This window comes from Staphylococcus sp. 231237_7MaSpsaltlick, from assembly GCF_043107035.1.
Window position 1 is genome coordinate 1 of record NZ_JBICNX010000038.1, and the last position, 24,995, is coordinate 24,995.

The following is a 24,995-nucleotide window of genomic DNA, read 5'->3' on the forward strand; positions in this document are numbered from 1 at the left end:
AAAGTCTTGATGGACAGATTGATACACTTGAGGAATATGGTTGTGAACGTATCTTTAGCGAGAAAGCGAGTGGTCGCAAAACGAAACGAACGGAACTTGATAAATGCTTAGATTATTTACGTGAAGGCGATATTTTAGTTATTTATAAATTAGATCGTCTTGGGCGTACAACAAAACAGTTAATTGAGTTATCTCAATGGCTAGATGAAAATAGTATTGATCTACATATTATTGATATGAACGTGTCCACCAAAGATGCAATGGGCAAGATGTTTTTTACTATGATGAGTGCATTTGCGGAACTTGAAGCTAACTTATTAAGTGAACGTACGAAAAAAGGGTTAGAATCTGCAAGAGCAAGAGGACGAAAAGGTGGTCGACCTCCATTACCAGATCATAAGAAGAGAGAAATCAAATTCTTATATGATGAACAAAAGCTTACAGGTGAAGAGATTGCTAAACAAACAGGAGTTAGTCGTTCAACAGTATACAGAATAATAAAAAGGGGGTAGGTTATTGGAACTTAGACATATGCAATATTTTGTAGAAGTCGTAAAGCAAAAAAGCATGACCAAAGCAGCATCTAATCTTTTCATTACACAACCTACGATTAGCAACACAATTAAGCTATTGGAAAAAGAATTAGAAGTAACACTATTTAATAGATATAAAAATCAATTATACTTAACTGATGCAGGAGAAGCATTCTTTTTTCAATGTAAAGAAATGCTTAAAATGTATAGAAATATCCCGAATGAATTAAGCAACCTATTGGAACTAAAAACAGGACATCTAAAAATAGGTATCCCCACCATCATCAATATTAGGAAATTAATCAAATTAATTTCTCAGTTTCATGAGTCTTATCCTAACGTAACTTTTCAACTTTTTGAAAACGGAAGTAAAAAAATTGAAAATGACATATATTATGGAGATTTAGACATGGGGATTACTGTATTACCTACAAATAATAAAATTTTTAGTACATTTTCTTTTTTAGAGGAAAAGTTAAAATTAGTAGTTCATAAAAATCACGAATTGTCTAAAAAGGACAGTATTAATATCAAAGATTTGAAGGATTATGAATTTATTTTATTTAACTCAGATTTCTATCTAAACGATAAAATTAAAAATATATGCCACAACAATGGTTTCAAACCGAATATAATTTTTGAAACGACCCAATGGAGCTTTATAGAAGAAATGCTATTAAATAATATGGGTATATGTATATTACCTGAAGGTATACTCGAGCTATTAGATAATGATTTACAAGCTATTGACATCATGGACTCTTCAATGAAATGGGAACTTGCAATCATTTGGAGAAAAGATATCATAGTTGATTCTTTAACAAAAAATTGGATTAAGTTTATACAAGAAAATTTTCTAATTAATCCTTAAACACAAGCCATTTGAAAAATTTATAACCCTATAAAAAAAGGATATTTTATACTTATACACTCTCGAACTATAATTTAGAATATAAAATATTATAGAAACGGGAGTTTTTTTATGGAAAATTGTAAACATCCTAAGGATAGTAAAATTGTCAGTACGGACCAAGTTCTAATTAATGATTTGAATAACTATAACACTCTATTTGGTGGAGTGCTGATGAAAAAAATTGATAATAACGCAACATTATCCGCTAGAAGACACGCAAGAGTTAAGGAATGTGTTACAGCTTCTACTGATTCTGTAGAGTTTTTATACCCAATCACACAATCTGATTCAGTTTGTGTGGAATCTTATGTAGCTTACACCGGAGAGAAATCTATGGAAATTTTTTGTAAAGTTATTTCAGAAAATATGATTACTGCAGAACGCAAAATTGCTGCTGTCGCTTTTCTCACTTTTGTAGCTCTAGATGAAAGTAAAAAACCAATTAAAGTACCAAAAATTTCCCCTCAAAGTAAAGAAGAGAAATTATTATTTATGGATGGAGAAGAAAGAGCTAAAATTCGAAAAATTAAAAGAAGACAAAGTCAAAATATGATTGAAAGCTTAGATAGAAAAAAACCCTGGGAATTGGAGCAATGATAAAATGACTAATGAAATAGAAGAACTCAATCAAATAAAACTAGATCTAACAAATTTAAGAGAAACATACCCTAGCATATACGAAAATTTAGAATATATAGCAAGTTTAACAAGACAATTGAGCATTCATTATAAATATCTAGGTTTACTCATGTTTTCAAATAACATTGAAAGAATTCAAAGTAACAGACCTACTTTAATTAGAGAGCCTGTTTTAAAATTGTATGAACAAGAAGTGGGGAAAGTTAAAAAAGCTGAACATTTTGAATTATTTAAAAATATAGTATCAAAATTTAAGAGTATATCTTATTCCCAAATATTCCTTATTATTTTAGGGGCTGAACCCAATTTTGTATTCAATAACACAATTATCAAATAACACAATATTACTTTTATTTTAAAAAGAGGCAGCAATAATGCGAATATCAGAATGCAAATATTTATGCATAAAAAAAGACAATATGTTTGAAAAAGGGAAATTGTATTGGCTTTTTCCCACAAAGGTTTCTACACTTAATGAAGATTTTTCTTATGTATCAAATCAAGGCCAACTCTTAACAGAAGAATATAAAAATAATAACTTCATTAAAACTACCTTGATTAGTTAGTCATAGAAAATCAGAATTTTCTTGGCTAACATAAAATGTATTTTAATTTTAAAAGGAGTATCTCTAATTTAGAGGCACTCCTTTTATTAATTTTTATATCCTAACGAGAATTTTTGCTTGTGATTTATCATTTACGAGTTGTTCAAAACCTGATTCTACAATGTCATTTAAATCAATCTCATCAGTAACTACATCTTTGACTTTTAAATTACCTTCGTTAATTAAGTCTATTGTTTGTTGAAATGTGGTAGGTGTATAAGCAATCGTAGAAGTAAGTTTTACTCCTGTATTAGTTAACTGCATTGGATTCCATTCAATAGGGTGCCCGAATATAGAAACTATAACAACAGTGCCTCTTGCTCTAGTAACGTCTATAGCAGATTTAAGAGTTGGTGCTACACCAGCTACCTCAAATGCTACATCCACTCCATTATCCGTATATTTATTAATAACATCACTTGGATTTGATTCAGCAGAATTTATAGTATGAGTAGCACCTATTACTTTAGCTTTATTTAATCTTTCTTCTGATAAATCAAAAACAAATATCTTACTTGCACCTGCAGCTTTGGCTGCTACGACTGTTAATAAACCAATTGGACCTGCTCCAAAAATAGCAACAGTATCGCCAAATAGAACTTCACCTTCTTTAATTGCTTGAACCGCAACAGCTGTTGGTTCTACAAGCGCGCCTTCTTTATCAGAAACATTATCTGGCAATTTATAAACGTTATCTTCTGGGGCATTTGTAAATTCTGCAAATCCACCATCAGAACCCAATCCTATAAATGAATAACCATCATAAAGATCAATATTTTCTTCTTTTTCACGATTTGAAACTGTGGGATTAATAACAACTCGATCTCCTTTATTAAATTTTGTAACTTTAGAGCCAATATCATCTACTACACCTGAAAATTCATGGCCCAATGTAACAGGAGCTTTCTGCCCAAGAAATGGATCGGGTTTGTCTGTTGAAATAAATATAGGACCTTCTAAGTATTCATGTAAGTCTGTACCGCAAATACCTGCCCAAGATACCTTAACTTTAACCTCATTATCTTGCAATTCTTTAGACTTTCGTTCTTCAACCCTTACATCTTTTTGACCATACCAAACTGCTGCTTTCATTGATAAAACCTCCTTGTCTTAATTACTTTAATAGTATACTTTTTAAAAATTATTTTCAAACAAAAAACAAATAATTATTAAATTGATTATTTGTTTTCTTAATAATATAATTTTTATTTTATTAATACTTGTATTATAATCCAAGTATCATATATATATGAGTTTTTAGACTTTAAGAATACAATTTTATTTGATTCAAGATGCATACTAGATAGATAAATGGTTAGAAAATCAGCAAAAGAAGAATGCAGATGCGAACATATATTTAGCGAAAAGTAAGTAGCCATACCACGAGGAGAGTAGAACTTGATAAGTGTTTAAACTACTTACGTGAAGACGATATTTTAGTTAGATATAAACTTAAACGTCTTTGTAGAACAATAAAGCAACTAATTTAGTTACCCTCAATGATTAGATGAAAACAGGAGTGGTTTACATATCAAGAATGTGTAAATAAACGAAAGCTGCGATGAGTAAGATGTTCTTTACGGTTATGAGCGTCTTCGCTGAACTCGAAGCTAACTTATTAAGTGAGCGTACTAAAAAAGGGCTTGAAGCTACAAGAGCACGAGGAAGAAAAGGGGGAGGTCTTCTTTATCGGATCATAAAAAAGAAAAATTAAGTTTTTATACGATGAACAAAGATTAATTGGGGAAAGAATAGCTAAACAAACAGGTGTGAGCCGTCCAACAGTTTATAGAATTGTTAAAGACTAATAAATCAAAGCCCAGTAATACAAAAAATTACTGGGCTTTGATTTATGCTATATTTAGGTAGACTTCAAGTTTAAACAACATAAGAGGTCCTTAATTATCTATTTCACTTTTGAATATTTCGAGAGATTTTGCATCAACGCTTACTTCATGGTTATCGCCTTTATATAGAATATCCATGTCATAAACTAATTTACATGATCTTTTTCAAGAGACCATTCTTTCAAAGCGTCACCGTTAACTTCATCAATGCCTTTTTGTAATGCTTGTTTATAATTGAATGTTTTATCCGATTGATCTCCTTCATTTGATTCTTTTTCTTTGTTAACTGCTTTTTGATCTTTATCTTGAATGATTACTTCAGATTCATCTGTATTATCAACTTGCGCAATTTTATATGACCATTCTCCACAGTCTTTTTCAAATGCGACTTCTTTGGCATCACCTTTATATTCTTGATAACAAGATTCGTTTATTATTTTTATAAAGGTTACATAATTTTTATTTGTTTTTTAAATTAATATATTTATCAATATAATTTGAAAAAACACCATCAACGTCTATATTCAACATTTTTTTCATATCTTTTTCAGTATTTACAGTATAAGGGTGTACTTTTAAATTATACTCATGTAGCTTTTGCACCGTTTGTTTATCTAAATCACTATAATCTGGTCCCACTCCTATAGCATATGATGAAATGAATTTTAAATCTTCAGATGTAAATGTTGATAATTTATCTTTATCTACTAATTGGACTAATGGGATTTGATTATTCATATTTGCAACTTTTAATAAACTTTCTTGCGAAAATGATTGAATAACAACTTGACCTTTATTTAATTTCTGATTACTTAATAAATTATGTTGTTTCAAACTATGTAAGAGTTTTTCTTCCATTCCTGGATAAACGTCTGGTGATTTTGTTTCTATATAATAGTTTGCATTATCACCATAACGATCTAGTATTTCTTCTAAAGTAGGTATTTTTGCCCCTTTATATTCCTTTTTGGCGTATTTTGGATATTTTTTATTAAACCAACTTCCAACGTCCATTTGTTTTAGTTCTTGGGTAGTATAATCTTCAACTCTTCCTTTATGACCTGTAGTACGTTCAACATCTTCATCATGCATTGCAATCAAATTGCCATCTTTAGTCATTTGTAAGTCTAACTCAATATAATCCGCATTAAATTCTTTATGAGATTTATCATAAGCATAAAATGTGTGTTCGGGAGCATAACCACTAGCTCCACGATGTGCTATTGAAACTTTATTATCTAAAATATTTTCCTTAACTTTTTCTTTTGAAGAAGCAAAACCACTCGCACTAACAACATTAGTATTAAGAGTTGTAAAAATCACCAAAGCACATAATAAATAAAACAGTTTTTTTACATCCATTCTCTTTTCATCTCCTTAAATATTTTCATTTAGCTTAGCAAAATAAAATTGTATTGACAACGCTTACTTATTTAATTAAACTCGATTTACAATTAGCTTTTCATAAATATTATATAAAATTTATAAAAGGAGGGATTATCATGTTCAATTTCTTAAAACCAGCTAAACATATCGATCCTTTACCATCAGAAAAAGTGGATGATACATATAAAAAATTGCGTCTTCAAGTGTTTTTAGGTATTTTTATAGGCTATGCTGGTTATTATTTATTGAGAAAAAACTTTTCTTTGGCTATGCCTTCATTAATTGAACAAGGTTTTAGTAAAGGGGAGTTAGGTATTGCACTTTCTGCAGTTTCTATTGCTTATGGCTTTAGTAAATTTGTGATGGGAACTGTAAGTGACCGAAGTAATGCTAGAATGTTTTTAACGTTAGGACTCATATTAACAGCTATTGTTAATTTACTGCTTGGATTTGTCCCATTCTTTACGTCTGGTATTACTATTATGTTTATAATGCTGTTCTTAAATGGTTGGTTTCAAGGTATGGGCTGGCCACCCTCAGGACGTGTTTTAGTCCATTGGTATAGTGTAAGTGAGCGTGGAGGAAAAACTTCAATTTGGAATGTAGCTCATAATGTTGGGGGAGGCTTAATGGCTCCAATAGCCACGTGGGGAATTTCCATGACGGCTTTATATAACTTTGGATACTTAAAAGGATTTGAAGGCGTTTTTATTTATCCAGCTTTATTAGCAATTATTATTGCAATCATCTCTTATGCTTTAATTCGAGATACACCTCAATCCCAAGGTTTACCTCCGATTGAAAAATATAAGAATGATTATTCAACGTCGTCTAAAGAAACGCTTGAAACAGAATTAACTACAAAAGAAATACTATTTAAGTACGTCCTTAATAATAAATGGGTATGGGCTATCGCATTTGCGAATATTTTTGTTTATTTCGTACGTTACGGCGTTTTAGATTGGGCTCCAACATACTTAAGTGAAGAAAAACAATTTGATTTAAATGCTTCAGGATGGGCTTATTTCTTATATGAATGGGCTGGAATACCTGGTACTCTGCTCTGTGGTTATTTATCAGACAAACTTTTTAAAGGCCGTCGTGGCCCAGCTGGTTTTTTCTTTATGTTGGGCGTAACAATATTTGTATTAATATATTGGTTAAATCCGCCAGGAAATCCATGGTTGGATAATGTTTCTTTAATCGCTATTGGATTTCTAATATACGGTCCTGTAATGTTAATTGGATTACAAGCCTTAGATTATGTGCCTAAAAAAGCCGCAGGTACTGCAGCTGGATTGACAGGACTATTCGGTTATCTGTTTGGCGCAGTTATGGCCAACATTGTTTTAGGTTTTGTGGTTCAACAGTTTGGCTGGGATACTGGTTTCATTTTATTAACAGTGATTAGTATTTTAGCCATGTTAAGTTTCATTTTAACTTGGAATAAACGAGGTCAAGAACAAATCGATTAACACAATTTTGCATTATTCCTAAATTTAATGTTATAATATATTTAACAAGAATATCTGCATTTGATGCACCAAACCCCTCACTACTGAGAATAGTGAGGGGTTTTTTGGTGTGGCTTAGTCGCCTATTTTACTTATCATCACGCTTGCGAAGCCAATACGCAAATAAAGCGACAATACAACCACTTACTGCCGTGGTCATGATGTGAACAAGAATATCTGTCATTTTCTGCACCTCCTCTCTACGTCAAATTTGACGCCTGAGAGATAGGCGACTCAACTATTATACCATCTGTATCTTTTGAATCATATCCACTTCTTATAAGTTAAATTATGTAAAAATCAAACTTATAATCCATTATAGGTCATAACTTTACGTACGTTTTCAGGTACGTTATAATATAGAATAAAGAAAGGACGTGATTAATAATGAATATTAAAACGCCTACTAATGCGAGAAAAGAATTCTATGAACTACTTAAACAGGTTAATGATAGCCACGAACCCGTTATTATAAGCAGTTCTAAGAGTGAAAATAACGCCGTAATTATAAGCCAAAAAGATTGGGATAGTATTCAAGAAACATTATATCTTGAAACAACAGGTACTATGGATAAAGTACGAGAGCGTGAAAAAGATAGCAGTGGCTACACTAATATTGATGATTTAGACTGGGATAACCTCTAAATGGATAATTACAGTATTTCTATTAAAAATTCAGCAAAATCTGATTTAAAGAAAATTAAACAATCACAGTTGAAAACACAATTCTTAAAAATTGTAGACACGTTAAAAGAAGACCCTTATTTTCCGAGCCAATCTTTTGAAAAGTTGCAACCTAAACACTTAGGGCGCTATTCAAGAAGAATAAACCATCAACATAGAGTTGTTTACACAGTTGATGAAGATGATAAGGTAGTTTTTATCCTTTCTGCATGGTCACATTATGAATAAAAGTAGCTAATTTTTAGTTATGGATTATATATTAAAATAGCATATGGGCATTTATGTAATACAATATTATTATTGATTTGTATAGAAAAAGGACAACATGCGCTAACATGTTGCTAAATGAGCCCGTTAAAAAAACGGTGGCTTTTCAGTAAATTAATAAATAACCATTCTACCTACTCGGTCAAAAGTTGGGAATGGTTATTTTTTTGATCTTTATTACTAAATAATCACTTAGTAAATAATAAATCGAAATTTAAGATATGAAAGATTAATTAATCATATTGATGTATTTGATTATATGTCATTACTAAATTGGTTGGATAAAATAAATATAACAGAACCATATGCTATAATCGGAAAAATAAAAAGTAGTTTCAATTCATATATGAGTGTTAATTTTAAAAATGATGCAGTAAAACAAATGAAACGAATTGAAGAAATTATTTAGGTAACGATTAATATAGTTCTCTTTTATCTATAAATGATATAAAAGGTACATTAAGTTAATAAAATATATTCCAAATATCTTTAGAGGAATTTATATTATATATAGGTTCCTCTTTTTTATAACATTTAATTAGTATTTCAAAAACTAAACCTCCTGCATTAACTTATAACTAAGTTTAATACATTTAATAAATCAAAAATAAAAATGTAGTTATTTGATTTATTAAAGTATATCTAACGTTCCTAATTAGCTTCACATTTTATATACATTAATTGGTTGTTTATTAATAAACGAGCGCAATTAAGATGATTAAAGTTGATTAATATAAAACTTATAACATTATATTAATGATAATTAATAGAACAACTTATATTGTTTATTCTTACCTATTAATTATATCAGCGACTCCTTTTAGACTCCCTGATAACAGGATAAGGAGGAACAATGCCATTGCCATGGCACCCAGCATAGCTGGGGTTCTCTTAACCTATCCTTAAACATTATAAACACTGGTGTAACAGTATTTATATAATAATTTATAACGCGGTAACAATAGAGTCTGTGTATTATTACATGGCATTTTTATGAGATTTTATCAAACGGCATATCCCTTGTCCCCCAAGAGGTTTAAAAATCCAGACTCTTTAGAGTCGTTATAGACTCCCTAAAGGAGTCTGGATTTTATGTGTTTTATTTAAATTAACAAACATTTGTGAAATACTTAACATGTATTATTTACATAATTTATTCGTCTTAAATTAACCTTTGGAATTATTTTTATGCAGTAACTTATGTTTATACATTAACGATACCAGAATAAAAAAGTGTTCAGTTAAAATATTTAACTGAACACTTAATGTTTAAATAAACGTATTTATATCTTCATTTATTTGATTATATTTATTGTTATTGATTTGTTTGTATCATCTTCATTGATTAATTGTTTTATAAATTGAGCATTTTCTCAGTAGTTTGTTGTGATAGATAATCTTCTTTATCTAATATAAATTTTGAGTTTTTATCAATTTTAACTTCCCCATAATTCAATTCTTCAAAGTTAATGTTTTTATATAACTGATTTAGTTTCTTTTATATACCTTCTATTTGTTTAATTTTTCTAGGCGCTACCATAATAAAGTGATCTTTCCTATTTTGGTTTGTCGTTTGATCTGATTCCAGTCTTACTACTTATTGATGATAATTCATAAATTTTATCAGTACTAAAATTATTAAGGTGTTTTTGCTGAGCTTTTAGTCCTTCTTGAGTATCATTTTTTGAATCGATTGTACTATATAATTTTACCATTTCATCTACTGCACCATTTCTTAAATTTTCAATATCAGTATTTGAAATGTCGGTACTTTCACTTGCTACGTTATCTAAATCAGTCATAGAAATAGAATTACTAGCTCTTTTTCGCCATTTTCATCTAAAATAAGCGAATTTATAACTATTGAAGATTAAAGAATTTAGCTAGTGAGAAAGCCCTCAATTTTAATTGTGTGGATGAGAACGAAAATTTCAAAATGTAATATAAATCATATTCGTATGTTTTATATCTTTGAAAAATTAAATCAGTTTTCAAAAAAGGATTTAATAGCATCTTTCATCTCTTCTTTTAATTGTTCATCTCTCTTATATCCGTTCAAATTAATATATTCCGCATCTTCTTGTACATACTGCAAGAACTTCTTAAACGTATCAATATAAGTTTTATAACTTTCACATTGTGCTTCTAAAAGCTCAACATCTTCTTTTGGTACGCTTGTCTCTAAAGCCATCTCAAGTGTTTGTTTTTCTTTTTTTATCTGTTCAGTATACTCATCTGTGTTATAGACAACTGTAGGTTTGATACGATTACCTAATGCCGCAAGCCGTGTATAAGCTGTTGGATTTAAATCTCTATCTTCTGCTAACGCTTTTACTTTTTTATATTCTTCTTCAGTTAAATTGATGTTAATTGTTTTAGCTTTTCTATGACTTTTATTGGTCATTCTTGACCCCTCCATAACTAAGTAATTACTCATTTATTCATTCGATAATATGGTTAGTAATCACTCAATATTTTCACAAAAAATAAACTAAGTAAATACTCATCTATTTTAACAAGTTGTTAATTTAGCAATTACTTAGTTTTATCGTATCATATTTAACTAAGTAATTACTAATCAATTATACACTGAAATATTAATTGATTTTGGATGAACATAAGGAATCCTTCGGGGAATCTCTAGGGAATCTAAAGGTTCCCTGTTGAGAAACCCCTTGCGCCCCAAAGGATAGAAAAATTGCTATTTTCCAAAGAAAATGCCATGTAAAATTTCATAGATTCCTTTGTGTCCGTAATTAGATTATGATTCATAAATACCGTAATATCAACATTCAGATCCTTTAAGGATGAGTTTAGAGAACCCCAGCTATGCTGGGTGCCATGGCAATGGCATTGTTCCTCCTTATCCTGTTATCCGGGACTCCTTTGGTTAAAGTCTTAGTCAACATAAATTCATTTTTAACGCTCTAAAAATTTAATTTACTCTCTTTCATAAAATGTGTGTTAAACTTCTTTTTTCATCATTACAGACTCCACTAACAAACTTCCAATAAAAAATGACCTACTGCATTAATTCTTAATACATGTAGGTCACTTTTTACTCACATTATTTATAAAATTCGAACACTATGTTGGTTAGCTCAGATTCAATGTTTAAACCTAACAATAAAATGCTGCTCATTAATATCATAAATTAAAGTTTTTTTATTTGTTCTTTAATCCGTCTCTCTTTTATATTTAAGCAATTCTTTATTAGCATCTAATTGTAATTTTTGTTGCTGTTTGAATAATATCGTTAAATCTTCAATTAAGTTATCTTTCTTATTAATTTCACTTTTAAGATATTCATTATCTTTTGAAATTTCTTTAGCTCTTTTTTCTAATAAAAATGTTTCCATATCTGAACCTTTAGATTCCTGCTTTTTACTATTTAAATCTTCTTTCTCATTTTTTAAGATACTATCTCTTAAAAATTTTTCTACATCAGCATTTATTTTATAAATATTTCTTTCTTTAGTAGCTGATAAATGCGACGGTAGCTTTTTTAAATGGTTTCTAACTGTGGTGCTAGAAACACTTAAGTTTCTAGCAATCTCTTGTATTGTTTTCAATATAAAAATACTCCTTGTATATAATCAAGCTACCACATAGTGTCAATTTTTTTACCACCAGTATGATTTTATCAATAATTAAATTAAAAATCTTACAAATGATACTATATAATTTAAAAAGAACATTATTTCTATATAGTATCAAGACAAGAAGGAACTCGTCTTACTCGTTCCTGCAAAGCAAGGAGAAAAAATGAAAATAATATTTATAATTTCAACGATAACATTATTAATAAACAGTACTAGCTCCTTAAATATTTTTTTAGAAAATGTAGAAAGTTTTTTCTCTCATTATAAAAATTTAACTCAAATAATGATTAGTTTTATAACATTATTAACGAGCTTAGGAAGTGTATTTATAGCCTATTATGCTATACATATAAATCAAAAAGAAAAGAAAGAAAATACTAATCCATATTGACGACGTTACCTATATGGATAGAATGTTCGTAGAATCTAGACTCTTTTTGATATATACAATGCAACACTCAAAATTTCTTGAACATAAAAAAGAAATCGAAGAAGAGATTACAAAAGCAGAAAAGGCATTAGAAAAAATAAACGGAAAAATTACAGATATTCAATATCAAAAAATAGAAATTCTAACAAATAATGATATTAAAAAAATAATCCAAAAAAAAGAAAGCATATACCTAAATAAAGTGGAATTAAGTCGATACAATCCAGAAAAAAAAGCACCAGAAAATCAAAGTCACGAAGCAGCATTGAAAAGAATCGGAGAAATAATAAATAAAATAAAGAAAGACATTAGTCCCTTTTATTAAATATCTTTATTCCAATTGCTTTATTGACTTTGAGCCTCGGCATAAAAGCGCGTTATAATTTAATTAGCGTTCTGTTTTCTTTTCACTGTTCACTTCCAAAAATGAAAATAGTGAAAGAAAGTAGCCACCAATAAAATTTGGTGGCTACTTTCTTTTGTTAGATCTTAAATGCCTTTAATTTTTATTTTAAAGGGGTATTTTAAAGTTTTAGGTATAAATCATATAGTTTTATACCTAAAAACATACATAAGCTCTTAAAACGCAAATATGAGCCAAATAAATATATTCTCATTTCACAAACAAAATTTAAGCAAAACCAGTGACTAATTTTTTAGACACTGCCCAGTTACATGCAAATTTAAAATATAGCATGAAAATTCCTCGACTATAGGATTTAAACGTTATAGTTCCATCAGGGGTAAAAAAGCATAATAAACGCTAAACTTTAAGCTAATGTTTATTACTTTGTTTTATAATTTGACCAAGTTTTGCAATAGCTATTAAAACTAAAAAACTAGTATAGCTCCAAAGATAAATGCCATTAACATCCTACAGAATCACCTTAAATTCTTAAATAATCGTTTGTTTTTCAAAATCCCAAGTTGCAGTTGAATTATTGATTAAAGATATTATGTTTAGGTATATTTTGACGACGCATATTCAGTGCATGTATTTCTTCAAGTTCAGCTTTAATCGATTGCATCAAATAACCTTGCATAGCTTCAACGGTTTCATGCTTTTGTAGCAACATCGCTTTAAAGCGTTTTAAGACACTGACAAGTTCGAACTCCACGTCTTCTAAACGGTAATATGTATCATGGGCGTTATTAAATGATTTTTTCCCTTTAAGTAAAACACTTTTAATAATACGAATTTCTCTAATTTCAAAATTACTTAAGTAATCTTTGATTTGTTGTGGCAATTCTTCAAGCACTTGGAATTTTAAGGCATCATTATTAAATTCAGTTTGTTGATGATTTGTATGATTCGAATGAGCGTTTGTAGAAATATTGTTAGATGTATCATTCAAATCATTCGTGTCATTATTCTCAGTTTCAATATAATCAGTATTATTTAAATTAGTATCATTAGACTGTGAATTCAATTGTTCAAGAACTTCCGAATTCATTGTTCCAGAACTTCCAAATTCATTGTTTTGGAACTGTGAATTTGGAAGTTCCTTGCTATGACTGGTTTCATTATTGTAATTTGGCTTTAATAGATATAATCTATTAGGCTTATTAAGCCCCACTCGCTCTTGAGTAAGTAAGTTAAATTTCACTAGTTCTTTTTTTAATTTTATGATTTTTTGTTCAGCATAACCTAAGTATTCACACAAATGTTTGTTACTAAAAATAAAATAAATGTTATTATTTTTATCTACCCATTCGTTTTGTATAGATAATTCAAAACGATCTTTTAATAATGCATACATAATTTTGGCCTCTGCTGACATTTTCTTGAAATATGCATCTTCAAATAAGTATTTAGGTAATTGATAGAATCTTTCAGTTTTCACTTGAGATAAATTATATTTCTCAAAATTTGGCATAATAAAAACCTCATTTCCGTTTATTTAGAAGTTGAGGCAATAAAACAATTTTTACGTAAGTTACATGTTTTGTGCTTGCACTTAGATGATTAGATATATATAATACAAGTATCAAAAAAATATATAAACAAACGAATGCGAATCGTTTTATTACCAAGAGCCGGTGCTACGCCAATAGCATTGGCTCTTTTAATTTTCATAAAGTAATATTAACACTTTTAAACACGCATATAAAGCGTTTTAAAAATCGTTAGGATAATATTAAGAACCGGAAATCTTAGAATAGATTTATTTAGTGCCTAATTAACTGGTAAAAATAGTTCGTAGGCACCTAATTAGGCGTTTAGGCACTAAATTAGGCGGTAAAATTAGGTAGTAAATGATGAAAAATTTACTGTTAGGTGGTAAAATCTAGGTACCTAATTTAGTACCTAAGGATGATTTGTATGAAAACTATTAAAACACTTGCTGATGAATTGAATGTAACTAAACAAACTATTGTTAATAATGCTAAAAATTTAAATATTACTTTTTCAAAAGAAAATGGTGTTAATTATATTAGTGATAATGACTGTTTGAAAATTATAGAAAAAATAACAAAAAAAGAAAGTACTGTAGAAAAGAGGGAAACAGTTAAAAAGGAAATACCTAATGAAAACACTTCCGAAGCTAAAAATGCAGAGTACAGTAATTTCGGTATTTCTGAGACATTAAAAACAAAAGTAAACGAATTAGAAAAACAAATAGAAATCTTTAAAACCCGAGCTGAAAATGACGAAAAATATATTGAGAACCTAACAAAACAATTAGATCAACAAAATAGTAATGTTAATACATTAAACAAACTATTGGAAAATCAACAAATATTGGCTTTAGAAAGTAATAAAAAAATTCAAAAACTAGAAAGCCAATTAGAGGAAGAAAGACAGCTTAATTATTCCTTTGATACATCTTCTAATGATAGACAAAATGTTAATGCACAAGAAGCAAAGTTTACCGAAGAAACTAAAGATTTTAATCAACAACCAGAAAAGGAACAACCCACAGAGTTACAGCGTAGAGATATACCTGAAGAGAATGAAGATGAAAATCTCAACAACGAACGATCCACAAAAGACGATAAACAATTCGAAGAAATAGATAGTGAAGACGAAAGTAGAGAAGAAAAACCACCTAAAAAAGGTTTCTGGAGTCGTTTATTTGGTAATTAATACGATTAAAGGCACTACAAGCTTGTAGTGCCTTTTTTATGCTATAACTTCTGATAATCATCGCTTATGTAAAATAAAGAAGACGTTTTAACAAAATAAGTATCAAACATTATATAATGGTTATATATAAATTTTGGGGGAATGTTTTTGAATAATATTATTGAATTAATCTTTGGACTTGTAAAAATTATTATTTTTATACCGTACATAGTAATTGCTTTTGGTGCAATGCTATATTTATGGTTTCGCGTATTTATTTGGGTTAGACGTCCTATGAAAAATATTTGTGATCAATATTATGGTGGAGATAGTGATGATATACCAAACATTGGAGGACCATACATTGTTTTTATAATTGCTCTTTTTATAAGTTTTGTCGTAATTATGATATTTTTCTTTTTAGTTGGGAAAATTTTGGATAATTTTGCAGTATTTTTATTTTCAACGTCATTTTGGAATCGTTCTTTGTCAATAAAAAATATTGATGTGAAATATTTAAAAGACTGCTTTTTTTAATATATCCATGAAAAATAAATATAAAGATATATTGACTACTTTGGTCAATTCATGTACGATTTAAATGACCAAGATAGTCAATTTCGAGTGTTAAAGGAGGACATTTTAATTAATATTATATTTAATAATCTGAAACCAGAGAAACAAAAAACGATTGTTAATGCCTCAATCAAAGAATTTGTGAAAAGTGGTTTTGACAAGGCATCAACAAATGAAATTGTGAAACAAGCACATATATCTAAAGGGTCATTGTTTAATTATTTTAACAGTAAAAAGGAGCTTTATTGTTATTTGATTAGTTATAGCACTCAAATTTTAGAGGATATGTATGAAGAAATTGATTTAAGCGAAACAGATTTGTTCAATAGAATTGAGAATATTGGTTTACAAAAGTTATATGTTCAACAAAAATACCCTGAAATTTTTGATTTTCTAAAATCTACCATTGAAGAAGAATCGCCCGAAGTCAAAGCCACCATTGAACAACATGTTGCTCGTATATATGAAGATGGAAGGCAAAAAATATATATTGGAATCGACTATTCTAAATTTCGTGACGATATAGATATCAATAAAGCAATCGAAATCCTCAATTGGACAATGTATGGTTTCGGAGAAAAGGGGCTTCAACAAATCAATTCTTTTGAAAGTCTTTCTAATTTTGGTGAGCAATATCTTAAAGAATGGAATGTTTACGCTCAAATATTAAAACATAGTTTTTATAAGAAAAATGAAATATAAAAAACAAAACACTTTAAAGGGAGGTTTCATTATTATGGAGGAAGTTGTAAAAATTAACGGTTTACAAAAAAAATTTGGTAATTTCAAAGCTTTAAACAACGTCTCTTTTACAGTAAATAAAGGAGAAACATTAGGATTTATTGGTCCTAATGGTGCCGGAAAATCTACTACTTTACGTATATTATTAGGGGCTATTAAACGAGATGCAGGTGAAGCAGAAATATTTAGTAATGATGTATGGAAAGAAAGTCTTAAAATCCATAAACGTATATCTTATGTCCCAGGAGATATTGCATTATGGGGGAATTTGACTGGCGGAGAAATTATAGATTTATTCATGAACTTACATGGCAATGGAGATACAGAAAAAAGAGATGACTTAATTAAACGCTTTGAACTAGACCCTAAGAAAAAAGCTAAAGGATATTCAAAAGGTAATCGTCAAAAAGTAGGTTTGATTGCAGCTTTATCAGTAGATTCAGATTTGTACATTTTTGATGAACCAACCTCTGGTCTAGATCCGTTAATGGAAGTTGTGTTTCAAGAAGAAGTGGAAAAAATTAAAAACAATGGAAAATCTATTTTATTATCTTCACATATTTTAAGTGAAGTGGAACGGCTAGCAGACAGAGTGGCTATTATTCGTCAGGGAGAAATTGTAGAAAGTGGCACACTCGATGAATTAAGACATTTAACACGTTCTACAATAATAATAGAAACAGAAGAAGATGTGACCAAATTATTAAAAGTAAAAGGTGTATTTGATTTTAAACACGAAAATAATCAAGCGACATTTTCTGCAGAAAATAAACAACTTAATTATATTTTAAATGAAGCAGTAAAATTAGGCGTTAAAAAAATTGAATCTACACCACCGACCCTAGAAGATTTATTTATTCGTCATTATGAAATTTAAGTAATTGAAAGGAGGCAGATTTAATATGCATGAAAAATTTACTGGCTGGCACATACTTTTTTTACAATATCTAAAGCGTGATTGGAAAAAATTAATTATATGGGTCCTAAGTATTGTTTTGTTTTCTGCAAGTTTTGTTCCAGCTTTTAAAGAGATAGCCCAAGGAAAAGGATTACTTGGTATGTTTGAAACATTACAAAATCCTGCGATGATTTCTATGGTAGGTCCAACACCAATCGAAACAGCAACAGATTATACTGTAGGCGCGATGTATGCACATGAAATGCTGCTATTTTGTGGACTCTTTGCAATGATAGTATCTATGTTACATGTGGTTGGTCATACGCGTAAAGAAGAAGAATTAGGACTTACAGAATTAGTACGGTCATTTCAAATTGGCCGACAAGCAAATTCACTTGCCGCAATAATAGAAATAGTGTTAGTCAATATGGTCATAGCGGTGCTTATTTTTGTAATGATGATCAGTTTTAATGTAGAAACGATTTCTATACAAGGATCGCTACTCTTTGGAATTACAATAGGAATGGCAGGCATTATGGGAGCTAGCATTGCGCTTGTTATGTCTCAAATCATGCCAACTTCTTCATCCGCGACTGGAGCATCTCTTAGCATTGTAGGTTTGCTATATATTATTCGTGCTGGTACAGATGTATCCAATATTGGGTTATCTAGCATTAACCCTCTCGGTTGGACATATCTCACGTATCCTTTTACAGATAATAATTGGCTTCCTATAGTGATAGCCTTCTTATTTAGTATTATTGTAGTTGTTATTGCAATCATACTTGAAGGTGCACGCGACATGGGGGCTAGCTATATTCCTGAAAAAAAAGGAAGAGCGCACGCCAAAAAATCATTATTATCTATCCATGGCCTATTATATAAAATTAATAAAAGTATCATCATTAGCTGGTTAATTGCATTTATGGTTATGGGTATGGCCTATGGGTCAATTTATGGAGACATGCAGACTTTCTTAGAAAGTAATGAAATGATGAAACAAATGTTTTCTAATTCTAATGTTTCAATTGAAGCTTCGTTCACAAGTACAATTATGATAGTTCTAGTTAGTTTGGTTGGTATATTGCCAATTGCAATTGTTAATAAACTATTTTCAGAAGAAAACAAACTTCGTCTCAGCCAAATATACTCTACTAAAGTGACACGCAGTAGAGTATATTGGAACACTATTGTATTAGCATTTTATAGTAGTATTTTAGGTGTCTTAGTGGCTACGCTAAGTCTTGGCCTGACAGGGATAAATGCGATGGAAGGTCATGGCGAGTTAGAAATCATTAATTTCCTTGCTGCTGGTTACAATTTTTTACCTGCTATATTATTTTTCATTAGTCTTGCTGCCCTAGCTCTTGGGTGGGCACCAAAACTCGGAAAATTAGCTTATGCTTATCTTGGTTATAATTTTGCAATCAATTACTTCGGCAACACTTTAGACTTACCGGAATGGTTTTCAAAAACAGCTATATTGAATTGGCTTCCACAAATGCCAAAAGACAATTTTGATATTATAATTTTTATAAACTTAACTATAATTAGTATTATATTTATCGTTTTAGGATATATAGGATATCGAAAAAGAGATTTGATTGGATAACAATCATATTCATTTATAAAACACATTTTCTTAAGCACTTAAGAAAATGTGTTTTTTGTATTCTTAGAGTGTACCCTAATCGAACAATAAAAATCTCTTGTAAAATGCTGTTTTCGTTTGTATGATTAGGGTGTATGAGAAAGGGTGTTAAAAATGATAGTTGGATATGCAAGAGTTTCGACCATAGATCAAAATTTAGATAGACAAATTGAAAATTTAGAAGTATTTGGTGCTGAAAGAATATTCACAGAAAAACAATCGGGCAAATCGATTGAAAATAGACCTATTTTTCAAGAAGTATTAAGTTTTGTACGCATGGGAGATCGTTTAGTTGTAGAATCCATCGACCGATTAGGTAGAAATTATGATGAGATTATTCAAACTGTTAACTATTTAAAAGAAAAAGAAGTCCAATTGATGATTACAAGCTTGCCTATGATGAATGAAGCAATTGGAAGTCCATTGTTAGATAAGTTCATGAAAGATTTAATTATTCAAATTTTAGCAATGATTTCAGAACAAGAAAGAAATGAAAGTAAGCGTAGGCAAGCACAGGGTATTAAAGTGGCTAAAGAAAAAGGCATCTATAAAGGCAGACCTGTACTTTATTCACCAAATGCAAAAGATCCTCAAAAACGTTTGGTCTATTACCGAGTTATAGAAATGTTAGATCAAGGAATTTCTATTAGTAAGATTGCGAAAGAAGTAGATATTACAAGACAGACTGTTTATAGAATTAAAAAGGAACAAGCATAATTGCACTATTATGCTTGTTCCTTTTTAATTCTATATAAGATATTTGAAATGATAAATCTATGAAACGTATTATTTATTTTTTAATATTAAGTGATAGAACATAAACACTATTCTTGATCACTTAATAATTTTCCTCCAGAACCCACGTTATCTAAGTTGTTTTCTTTTAAAATAACATAATATCCTTCTTTAGGGATTCCAGTAATACGTGAAGCAGTTTCTGTTAATTCCTCAACTAATTGTTTTTTTTGATCTTTTGTTAAATTTAGTGTTTCTAATTTTAAAATTGGCATAATAGTCATCCTCTTTTCTATATAAGCTCTTTTTTGATGTTTTCTTTACTTACCATTCTTGGTTCGTAGGTCTAACGATAAGTTCATTAACAGCGACGTTAGAAGGTTCATTTATTGCAAATACTATAGCTCTAGCCATATCATTAGGTTCTATTGTGGTTTCATATACAGAAGATACATTACCTTCTACATCCGAATCAGTGATTGTCTGAGTTAAATTAGTATTAGTAGCTCCAGGACAAATAATAGTAGCTCTAATATTACTATTTTGAGATGATTCCTCCATACGTAATCCCTCTGTAATAGCTCTTACAGCAAATTTTGTTCCACTATATACTGCACTACCAGGAGTAACTAAGTGTCCAGCTACAGAAGATATATTTATGATATGACCAGAATTTTGATTTCTCATTCCAGAAATAACTGAATAAATACCGTTTAAAACACCTTTAATGTTTACATCAATCATTGAGTTCCATTCATCTATCTTCTTATTATGCATTAAAGATAATGGCATAACTCCAGCATTATTAATTAAGACGTCTATTCTTCCATAATTATCAATGGCAAACTGTGCTAATTCATTTACTTCTTTAACATTTGTCACATCTGTTTGTTTATATTTAACTTCATTACTATCTTGTGACAATTCCTTTGAAATTTCTTTTAACTTTTCATTGTTTCTTGCTGCTAATACTAATTTTGCTCCTTGTTGTGCTAGTGATGTAGCCGTTGCTTTACCTATACCACTTGATGCTCCCGTTATTAGGATAACTTTGTCTTTTATATTATTCATATGATACGCCTCCATTAATTAAATATATAATTAATGGTAAACCTTAAACTGTACTTTAGGTCAAATGCGACAATCCTTGTTTATAAGATCTTTACTAACGTTACGCGATACTTCATCATAAACACCTAATTTATAGTTAATTTGTTCTAGACAATCTAATTTTATTCTAATTTCATTTTTTATACTTTTTTTGTGTTCACTTAAAATATTACGTCGTTTTTCAATCGTAGAATGACCTTGATTAAATAAATAAACATAGTTTTTTATATTTTCAATACTCATATCTGTCGCTCTTAACAATTTAATAAATCTCAACCATTCTATATTTTCGTCTGTATACATACGGCTTCCATTTGCGTCTCTTTTTATAATAGGTAATATGCCTTCTTTTTCATAATACCTCATTGCTGAACTGTTAATTCCCACTATTTTTTCAACATCTTGAGCATAGTACATTAATCATCACCCTCTTTAAAGTTACTTTAACAAAAACATTTGAAAAATTACAATATTAATACAAAGGAATTCAATATAAATTATACAAAAAATTTCTGTAATAAAAATATAGGAAATTAAGAGTTTTTTCTTAAATTTTTAAACCTGTATTATAATCTATGTATCGAAAATATCAAAAAACATGAGGTTTAAGACTCTGAGAGATTTGTTTATTTGCATCGACAGATAAATTTGTTAATAAGTGTCCATAAAATGATAAAAATTAAATGTCCAAAATTGGTTATGCGCGTGTGTTAATAAAAGGTTATAGTCTTGATGGACAAATTGATACACTTAAAGATTAATGTTTTAATGAAGCCCTTATAGTGAAGTAGAAAAGTAAATAAAGATAAAAATCGAGAAATTTTTGTTAAAGTATTGCTTTATATCGCACTCTAAGGTTTATGATAAGAAATATATTCAAAGGAGGTTATATATATATGGGTAAATTTAATAGTTTGAAAGATAAAGTTATAGTTATTACAGGTGGGGCAAAAAATCTAGGAGGACTATTAAGTACGGAATATGCGAAAGATGGTGCAAAATTAGTTATTCATCATCATGATGAGAAATCTTTAGATGATGCAAAAGATACACTTTCAAAAGTAGAAAAATTAGGCGGGGAAGCTACATTATTTTCTGGAGATTTAACTAAAGTAAGTAATATTGAAGCCTTATTTCAACATGCGGAGAAGACATTTGGAAAAGTAGATATTGCAATTAACACAGTGGGAAAAGTTCTTAAGAAACCCATCGCAGAAACGACTGAAGAAGAGTTTGACAGTATGGCAGACATTAATTCAAAATCAGCATATTTCTTTATCAAATATGCGGAAAAGTCTATGAACAATGATGGAAAAATCATTACACTTGCGACTTCGTTACTTGCAGCTTACACTGGCTTATATTCAACATATGCAGGAGAAAAAGCACCAGTTGAGCATTATACACGTGCAGCATCAAAAGAGTTTATGGACAGAGGAATATCTGTTAATGCTGTAGCGCCAGGTCCAATGGATACGCCATTCTTCTATCCTCAAGAGGGGGAAGATGCTGTTGAATTCCACAAATCTCAAGCACTCCATAATCAACTTACAAAAATTGAAGATATTGCACCAATTATTACTTTCTTAACTTTAGATGGTTGGTGGATAAATGGACAAACATTATTCGCTAATGGTGGATATACGACACGTTAATCTACTTAAATTTATAAGGTGGTTATTAATATGTATTATTTTTTAGCAATATTTAAAGAAAATGAAACAGATATAAAGATTATTACAGAACACAGAGTCGTAGATGATAAGCATGTATCTCTCCCAACTAATAATTACGTTAAATCTTTAGCAGAAGAGATTATTGATCTTTCTCATCAAAACAATTTATTTCATAATGACATTAAACGAATTGGTTTGAAAATAGATGATCCTGAATTTATCGGTTATGATACTATCACAACATTAAAAAATGACATGGAATCCACATTTGGATTTGAAGCTATTATCCATAATGGATATGAAGAACTATTAGTACAACTGATTAAATAGGCAAAAAGGTGACTTTATAAAGTCACCTTTTTTAGGAGGGTTAGTATGCAAGTTAAACAAGTAGCTGAAAATTTAGGTTTAAGTGAACATACGATTCGATATTACGATAAAGCTGGGCTATTTCCATTTGTTTCAAGAGATAAAAATGGTTATAGAGATTTTTCAAAAGAAGATTTATATTGGATTGAATTTATAAAGTGTATGAGACAAACACATATGCCTATATCAAAGTTAAAAGAAATTGCTGAATTATATCATCAAGGTAGTTCAACTAAAATGAAACGTAAAGATATATTTTTAGAGCATCAAAAAAATTTAATAGACCAAAAAGGATTAATAAACAAAGGTCTCCAAACATTGGAAGAGAAGTTCAAACTATTAGATGAAGAATAAATAAAAATATAATTTCAGGAGTGGAAAATGGAAAAGAAAGAAGTCAGTATGACAGAATTATTTTTTGATTTAATATTTGTTTATATCTTATCAACAATTAACCAAACAGCAGAAGGTATTTCACATAACTTAATGTCTTTAGAAGAACTGGGAAAAAGCTTTATGATTTTTCTTGTATTCTTCTCCATATGGGTTTATCGTACACTTTTAGTTAATAGATTTTTTAATCAAAAATGGTATCAATATATTTTTGTATTTATAGATATGTATCTAATAGTTATATTATCTAAAGCGATAAATGGTGATTTCCAACAAACATTTATACCGTTTGTCTTAATGTCAGCCTTGATATATTTAAGTATTTTCATACAATATTTCTTAAATTATAAATTTGGCAATGCGCAAGTAGATAAGAAATTGGTTTTAGCCTATACGACTGGCTTATTGTTATCAATTACTTTTTCTATAATATCTATAATATTACCATCCACGGTTAATTTTTGGGTATATTTTATAGGGATTCTTATTGTAGCTGTATTTCCACTACTCTTTTATAAAATTTCATATCAAAACCCTATATTTTTTAACCATTTGACTGAACGATTAAGCTTATTAGTAATATTATTATTTGGCGAAGGGCTCGTTTTATTAATACAAAATATTGAGTTAACACAATTGAATATTTTGTATATGTTGTGTTTTGCCTTTATTACATGCTTGTTTATTGTATACGTTTACCACTATAAAACGACTGACAAAAACACAACAAATAAAACTGGTTTCACAACAATTTATGTACATTTGTTATTAATATTCTCATTAGATATGCTATTTTTAATGATGAATAAACTGTTGTCTCATGAATACCTGAACATATTTGAAATATATGGTTTTATACTATTCTTAATTTTATTTATAGTTAGTATTTCAACCAATATGGGATTACACAAAGAGAAAACGTAAATTGTTCATTCTACTTTTTTATTTTATTTTTAAACTATATAGAAAAATAAAATATTACATTAAAATAAATTGCAAAAACCTTCAGTCACAGCTGAAGATTTTTGCAATTTATCAAAGAAACTTAATGCAATATAAAACGGAAAGTGACACAAATCCTCTTAACTTAATATTAAGAGGTTTTTCTTGGATATCGAAGTCTAAAAACTTGTGTTATAATCAATGTATCATAAATACCAAAAAATATGAGTTTTCAGACGATGAGAGCCGCGTTTATTTGCATCGAGAACTAGATTTCATTAGTAAGTACTCATAAAACGATTAAAAGAGGTGGTATTCAAATGGCTAAAATTGGTTATGCACGTGTATCAACACAAGATCAAAGTCTTGATGGACAGATTGATACACTTGAGGAATATGGTTGTGAACGTATCTTTA

At 29.4% G+C, this 24,995-nt stretch carries 29 protein-coding genes and 2 pseudogenes; 21 read left to right on the forward strand and 10 right to left on the reverse strand.

Going from position 1 to position 24,995, the window contains the following annotated elements:
- From ACF91D_RS28040 to ACF91D_RS28055, 4 genes are all read left to right on the forward strand, one after another.
- Positions 1 to 512 (forward strand): recombinase family protein (locus tag ACF91D_RS28040; RefSeq protein WP_392438111.1); only part of this gene is annotated, 512 nt, incomplete at its 5' end.
- A gap of 4 nt (positions 513 to 516) precedes the next feature.
- Positions 517 to 1,404, forward strand: coding sequence for a cidABC operon transcriptional activator CidR (gene cidR, locus ACF91D_RS28045; protein ID WP_031884073.1), 888 nt, complete (start codon positions 517 to 519; stop codon positions 1,402 to 1,404).
- A gap of 111 nt (positions 1,405 to 1,515) precedes the next feature.
- Positions 1,516 to 2,043 (forward strand): acyl-CoA thioesterase, encoded by a 528-nt coding sequence (locus tag ACF91D_RS28050; protein ID WP_031884074.1) that lies wholly within the window; start codon positions 1,516 to 1,518, stop codon positions 2,041 to 2,043.
- A gap of 4 nt (positions 2,044 to 2,047) precedes the next feature.
- Positions 2,048 to 2,422, forward strand: coding sequence for a hypothetical protein (locus ACF91D_RS28055; protein WP_031884075.1), 375 nt, complete (start codon positions 2,048 to 2,050; stop codon positions 2,420 to 2,422).
- 322 nt (positions 2,423 to 2,744) lie between these two features.
- On the opposite strand, the gene ACF91D_RS28060 is transcribed toward ACF91D_RS28055, so the two are convergent.
- On the reverse strand, positions 2,745 to 3,782 hold the full coding sequence (locus tag ACF91D_RS28060) for a 2,3-butanediol dehydrogenase (RefSeq protein WP_031884077.1): 1,038 nt from the start codon (positions 3,780 to 3,782) through the stop codon (positions 2,745 to 2,747).
- 240 nt (positions 3,783 to 4,022) lie between these two features.
- Between ACF91D_RS28060 and ACF91D_RS28065 the strand changes: the two are divergent.
- Positions 4,023 to 4,498 (forward strand): annotated as a pseudogene (locus ACF91D_RS28065) (recombinase family protein); the annotation flags it as partial.
- Positions 4,499 to 4,996: 498 nt separating this feature from the next.
- On the opposite strand, the gene ACF91D_RS28070 reads toward ACF91D_RS28065, so the two are convergent.
- On the reverse strand, positions 4,997 to 5,899 hold the full coding sequence (locus tag ACF91D_RS28070) for a glycerophosphodiester phosphodiesterase (RefSeq protein ID WP_078098841.1): 903 nt from the start codon (positions 5,897 to 5,899) through the stop codon (positions 4,997 to 4,999).
- A 140-nt stretch (positions 5,900 to 6,039) separates the two neighbouring features.
- Here ACF91D_RS28070 and glpT point away from each other — a divergent pair, with 140 nt between their 5' ends.
- Entirely contained in the window at positions 6,040 to 7,398 is a 1,359-nt protein-coding gene (gene glpT / locus ACF91D_RS28075; RefSeq protein ID WP_031884079.1) for a glycerol-3-phosphate transporter, read from the forward strand.
- A 127-nt stretch (positions 7,399 to 7,525) separates the two neighbouring features.
- Here glpT and ACF91D_RS28080 read toward each other — a convergent pair whose 3' ends face one another.
- Positions 7,526 to 7,621 carry a type I toxin-antitoxin system Fst family toxin gene (locus ACF91D_RS28080; protein ID WP_107524066.1) on the reverse strand — a complete coding sequence of 32 codons (96 nt, stop codon included), beginning with the start codon at positions 7,619 to 7,621 and terminating at the stop codon, positions 7,526 to 7,528.
- Positions 7,622 to 7,824: 203 nt separating this feature from the next.
- Here ACF91D_RS28080 and ACF91D_RS28085 point away from each other — a divergent pair, with 203 nt between their 5' ends.
- From ACF91D_RS28085 to ACF91D_RS28095, 3 genes and pseudogenes are all read left to right on the forward strand, one after another.
- Complete coding sequence (locus ACF91D_RS28085) at positions 7,825 to 8,082, forward strand: type II toxin-antitoxin system Phd/YefM family antitoxin (RefSeq protein ID WP_031884080.1); 258 nt, start codon at positions 7,825 to 7,827, stop codon at positions 8,080 to 8,082.
- Positions 8,083 to 8,349, forward strand: coding sequence for a Txe/YoeB family addiction module toxin (locus tag ACF91D_RS28090; RefSeq protein ID WP_031884081.1), 267 nt, complete (start codon positions 8,083 to 8,085; stop codon positions 8,347 to 8,349).
- Positions 8,350 to 8,430: 81 nt separating this feature from the next.
- A pseudogene (locus ACF91D_RS28095) lies at positions 8,431 to 8,501 on the forward strand (hypothetical protein); the annotation flags it as partial.
- Between the two features lie 1,443 nt (positions 8,502 to 9,944).
- Here the strand turns inward: ACF91D_RS28095 and ACF91D_RS28100 are convergent.
- The 3 genes from ACF91D_RS28100 to ACF91D_RS28110 form a co-directional block, all read right to left on the reverse strand.
- Complete coding sequence (locus ACF91D_RS28100) at positions 9,945 to 10,190, reverse strand: hypothetical protein (RefSeq protein ID WP_107524166.1); 246 nt, start codon at positions 10,188 to 10,190, stop codon at positions 9,945 to 9,947.
- Between the two features lie 182 nt (positions 10,191 to 10,372).
- Complete coding sequence (locus tag ACF91D_RS28105) at positions 10,373 to 10,792, reverse strand: plasmid mobilization protein (RefSeq protein ID WP_107524165.1); 420 nt, start codon at positions 10,790 to 10,792, stop codon at positions 10,373 to 10,375.
- A gap of 772 nt (positions 10,793 to 11,564) precedes the next feature.
- The gene (locus ACF91D_RS28110; RefSeq protein ID WP_157948950.1) at positions 11,565 to 11,960 is read right to left on the reverse strand and encodes a helix-turn-helix transcriptional regulator; all 396 of its coding nucleotides are present in this window, start codon (positions 11,958 to 11,960) and stop codon (positions 11,565 to 11,567) included.
- 434 nt (positions 11,961 to 12,394) lie between these two features.
- On the opposite strand from ACF91D_RS28110, the gene ACF91D_RS28115 reads away from it, so the two are divergent.
- The gene (locus ACF91D_RS28115) at positions 12,395 to 12,745 is read left to right on the forward strand and encodes a hypothetical protein (protein WP_107524162.1); all 351 of its coding nucleotides are present in this window, start codon (positions 12,395 to 12,397) and stop codon (positions 12,743 to 12,745) included.
- Positions 12,746 to 13,358: 613 nt separating this feature from the next.
- On the opposite strand, the gene ACF91D_RS28120 is transcribed toward ACF91D_RS28115, so the two are convergent.
- Positions 13,359 to 14,297, reverse strand: coding sequence for a replication initiator protein A (locus ACF91D_RS28120; RefSeq protein WP_107524161.1), 939 nt, complete (start codon positions 14,295 to 14,297; stop codon positions 13,359 to 13,361).
- 446 nt (positions 14,298 to 14,743) lie between these two features.
- Between ACF91D_RS28120 and ACF91D_RS28125 the strand changes: the two genes are divergently transcribed.
- The 6 genes from ACF91D_RS28125 (at position 14,744) to ACF91D_RS28150 (ending at position 20,070) form a co-directional block, all read left to right on the forward strand.
- A complete protein-coding gene (locus ACF91D_RS28125; protein WP_107524160.1) occupies positions 14,744 to 15,508 on the forward strand; it encodes a DUF536 domain-containing protein in 765 nt (254 codons plus the stop codon).
- 147 nt (positions 15,509 to 15,655) lie between these two features.
- Positions 15,656 to 16,024, forward strand: a complete 369-nt coding sequence (locus tag ACF91D_RS28130; protein WP_392438114.1) for a hypothetical protein — start codon at positions 15,656 to 15,658, stop codon at positions 16,022 to 16,024.
- A gap of 51 nt (positions 16,025 to 16,075) precedes the next feature.
- Positions 16,076 to 16,765 (forward strand): TetR/AcrR family transcriptional regulator, encoded by a 690-nt coding sequence (locus tag ACF91D_RS28135; RefSeq protein ID WP_202112068.1) that lies wholly within the window; start codon positions 16,076 to 16,078, stop codon positions 16,763 to 16,765.
- 34 nt (positions 16,766 to 16,799) lie between these two features.
- Complete coding sequence (locus tag ACF91D_RS28140) at positions 16,800 to 17,681, forward strand: ABC transporter ATP-binding protein (protein ID WP_031794961.1); 882 nt, start codon at positions 16,800 to 16,802, stop codon at positions 17,679 to 17,681.
- Positions 17,682 to 17,706: 25 nt separating this feature from the next.
- The gene (locus ACF91D_RS28145; RefSeq protein WP_031794962.1) at positions 17,707 to 19,314 is read left to right on the forward strand and encodes an ABC transporter permease; all 1,608 of its coding nucleotides are present in this window, start codon (positions 17,707 to 17,709) and stop codon (positions 19,312 to 19,314) included.
- Between the two features lie 153 nt (positions 19,315 to 19,467).
- Complete coding sequence (locus ACF91D_RS28150; RefSeq protein WP_031884062.1) at positions 19,468 to 20,070, forward strand: recombinase family protein; 603 nt, start codon at positions 19,468 to 19,470, stop codon at positions 20,068 to 20,070.
- Between the two features lie 107 nt (positions 20,071 to 20,177).
- Here ACF91D_RS28150 and dmpI read toward each other — a convergent pair whose 3' ends face one another.
- Genes dmpI through ACF91D_RS28165 form a run of 3 tightly spaced genes read right to left on the reverse strand, consistent with a single transcriptional unit; the run spans position 20,178 to position 21,615 of the window.
- The gene (gene dmpI, locus ACF91D_RS28155) at positions 20,178 to 20,363 is read right to left on the reverse strand and encodes a 4-oxalocrotonate tautomerase DmpI (protein WP_031884063.1); all 186 of its coding nucleotides are present in this window, start codon (positions 20,361 to 20,363) and stop codon (positions 20,178 to 20,180) included.
- A 49-nt stretch (positions 20,364 to 20,412) separates the two neighbouring features.
- The gene (locus tag ACF91D_RS28160; protein WP_107524065.1) at positions 20,413 to 21,159 is read right to left on the reverse strand and encodes an SDR family oxidoreductase; all 747 of its coding nucleotides are present in this window, start codon (positions 21,157 to 21,159) and stop codon (positions 20,413 to 20,415) included.
- A 60-nt stretch (positions 21,160 to 21,219) separates the two neighbouring features.
- A complete protein-coding gene (locus tag ACF91D_RS28165; protein ID WP_031884067.1) occupies positions 21,220 to 21,615 on the reverse strand; it encodes a MerR family transcriptional regulator in 396 nt (131 codons plus the stop codon).
- A gap of 479 nt (positions 21,616 to 22,094) precedes the next feature.
- On the opposite strand from ACF91D_RS28165, the gene ACF91D_RS28170 reads away from it, so the two are divergent.
- The 5 genes from ACF91D_RS28170 to ACF91D_RS28190 form a co-directional block, all read left to right on the forward strand.
- Positions 22,095 to 22,853 (forward strand): SDR family oxidoreductase, encoded by a 759-nt coding sequence (locus ACF91D_RS28170; protein ID WP_031884068.1) that lies wholly within the window; start codon positions 22,095 to 22,097, stop codon positions 22,851 to 22,853.
- A gap of 30 nt (positions 22,854 to 22,883) precedes the next feature.
- Positions 22,884 to 23,204, forward strand: a complete 321-nt coding sequence (locus ACF91D_RS28175) for an FHA domain-containing protein (RefSeq protein ID WP_031884069.1) — start codon at positions 22,884 to 22,886, stop codon at positions 23,202 to 23,204.
- 45 nt (positions 23,205 to 23,249) lie between these two features.
- Complete coding sequence (locus tag ACF91D_RS28180; protein WP_031884070.1) at positions 23,250 to 23,597, forward strand: MerR family transcriptional regulator; 348 nt, start codon at positions 23,250 to 23,252, stop codon at positions 23,595 to 23,597.
- Between the two features lie 27 nt (positions 23,598 to 23,624).
- Positions 23,625 to 24,560 carry a low temperature requirement protein A gene (locus ACF91D_RS28185; protein WP_031884071.1) on the forward strand — a complete coding sequence of 312 codons (936 nt, stop codon included), beginning with the start codon at positions 23,625 to 23,627 and terminating at the stop codon, positions 24,558 to 24,560.
- Between the two features lie 338 nt (positions 24,561 to 24,898).
- The coding region (locus ACF91D_RS28190; RefSeq protein ID WP_204176137.1) for a recombinase family protein at positions 24,899 to 24,995 on the forward strand (97 nt) is incomplete at its 3' end.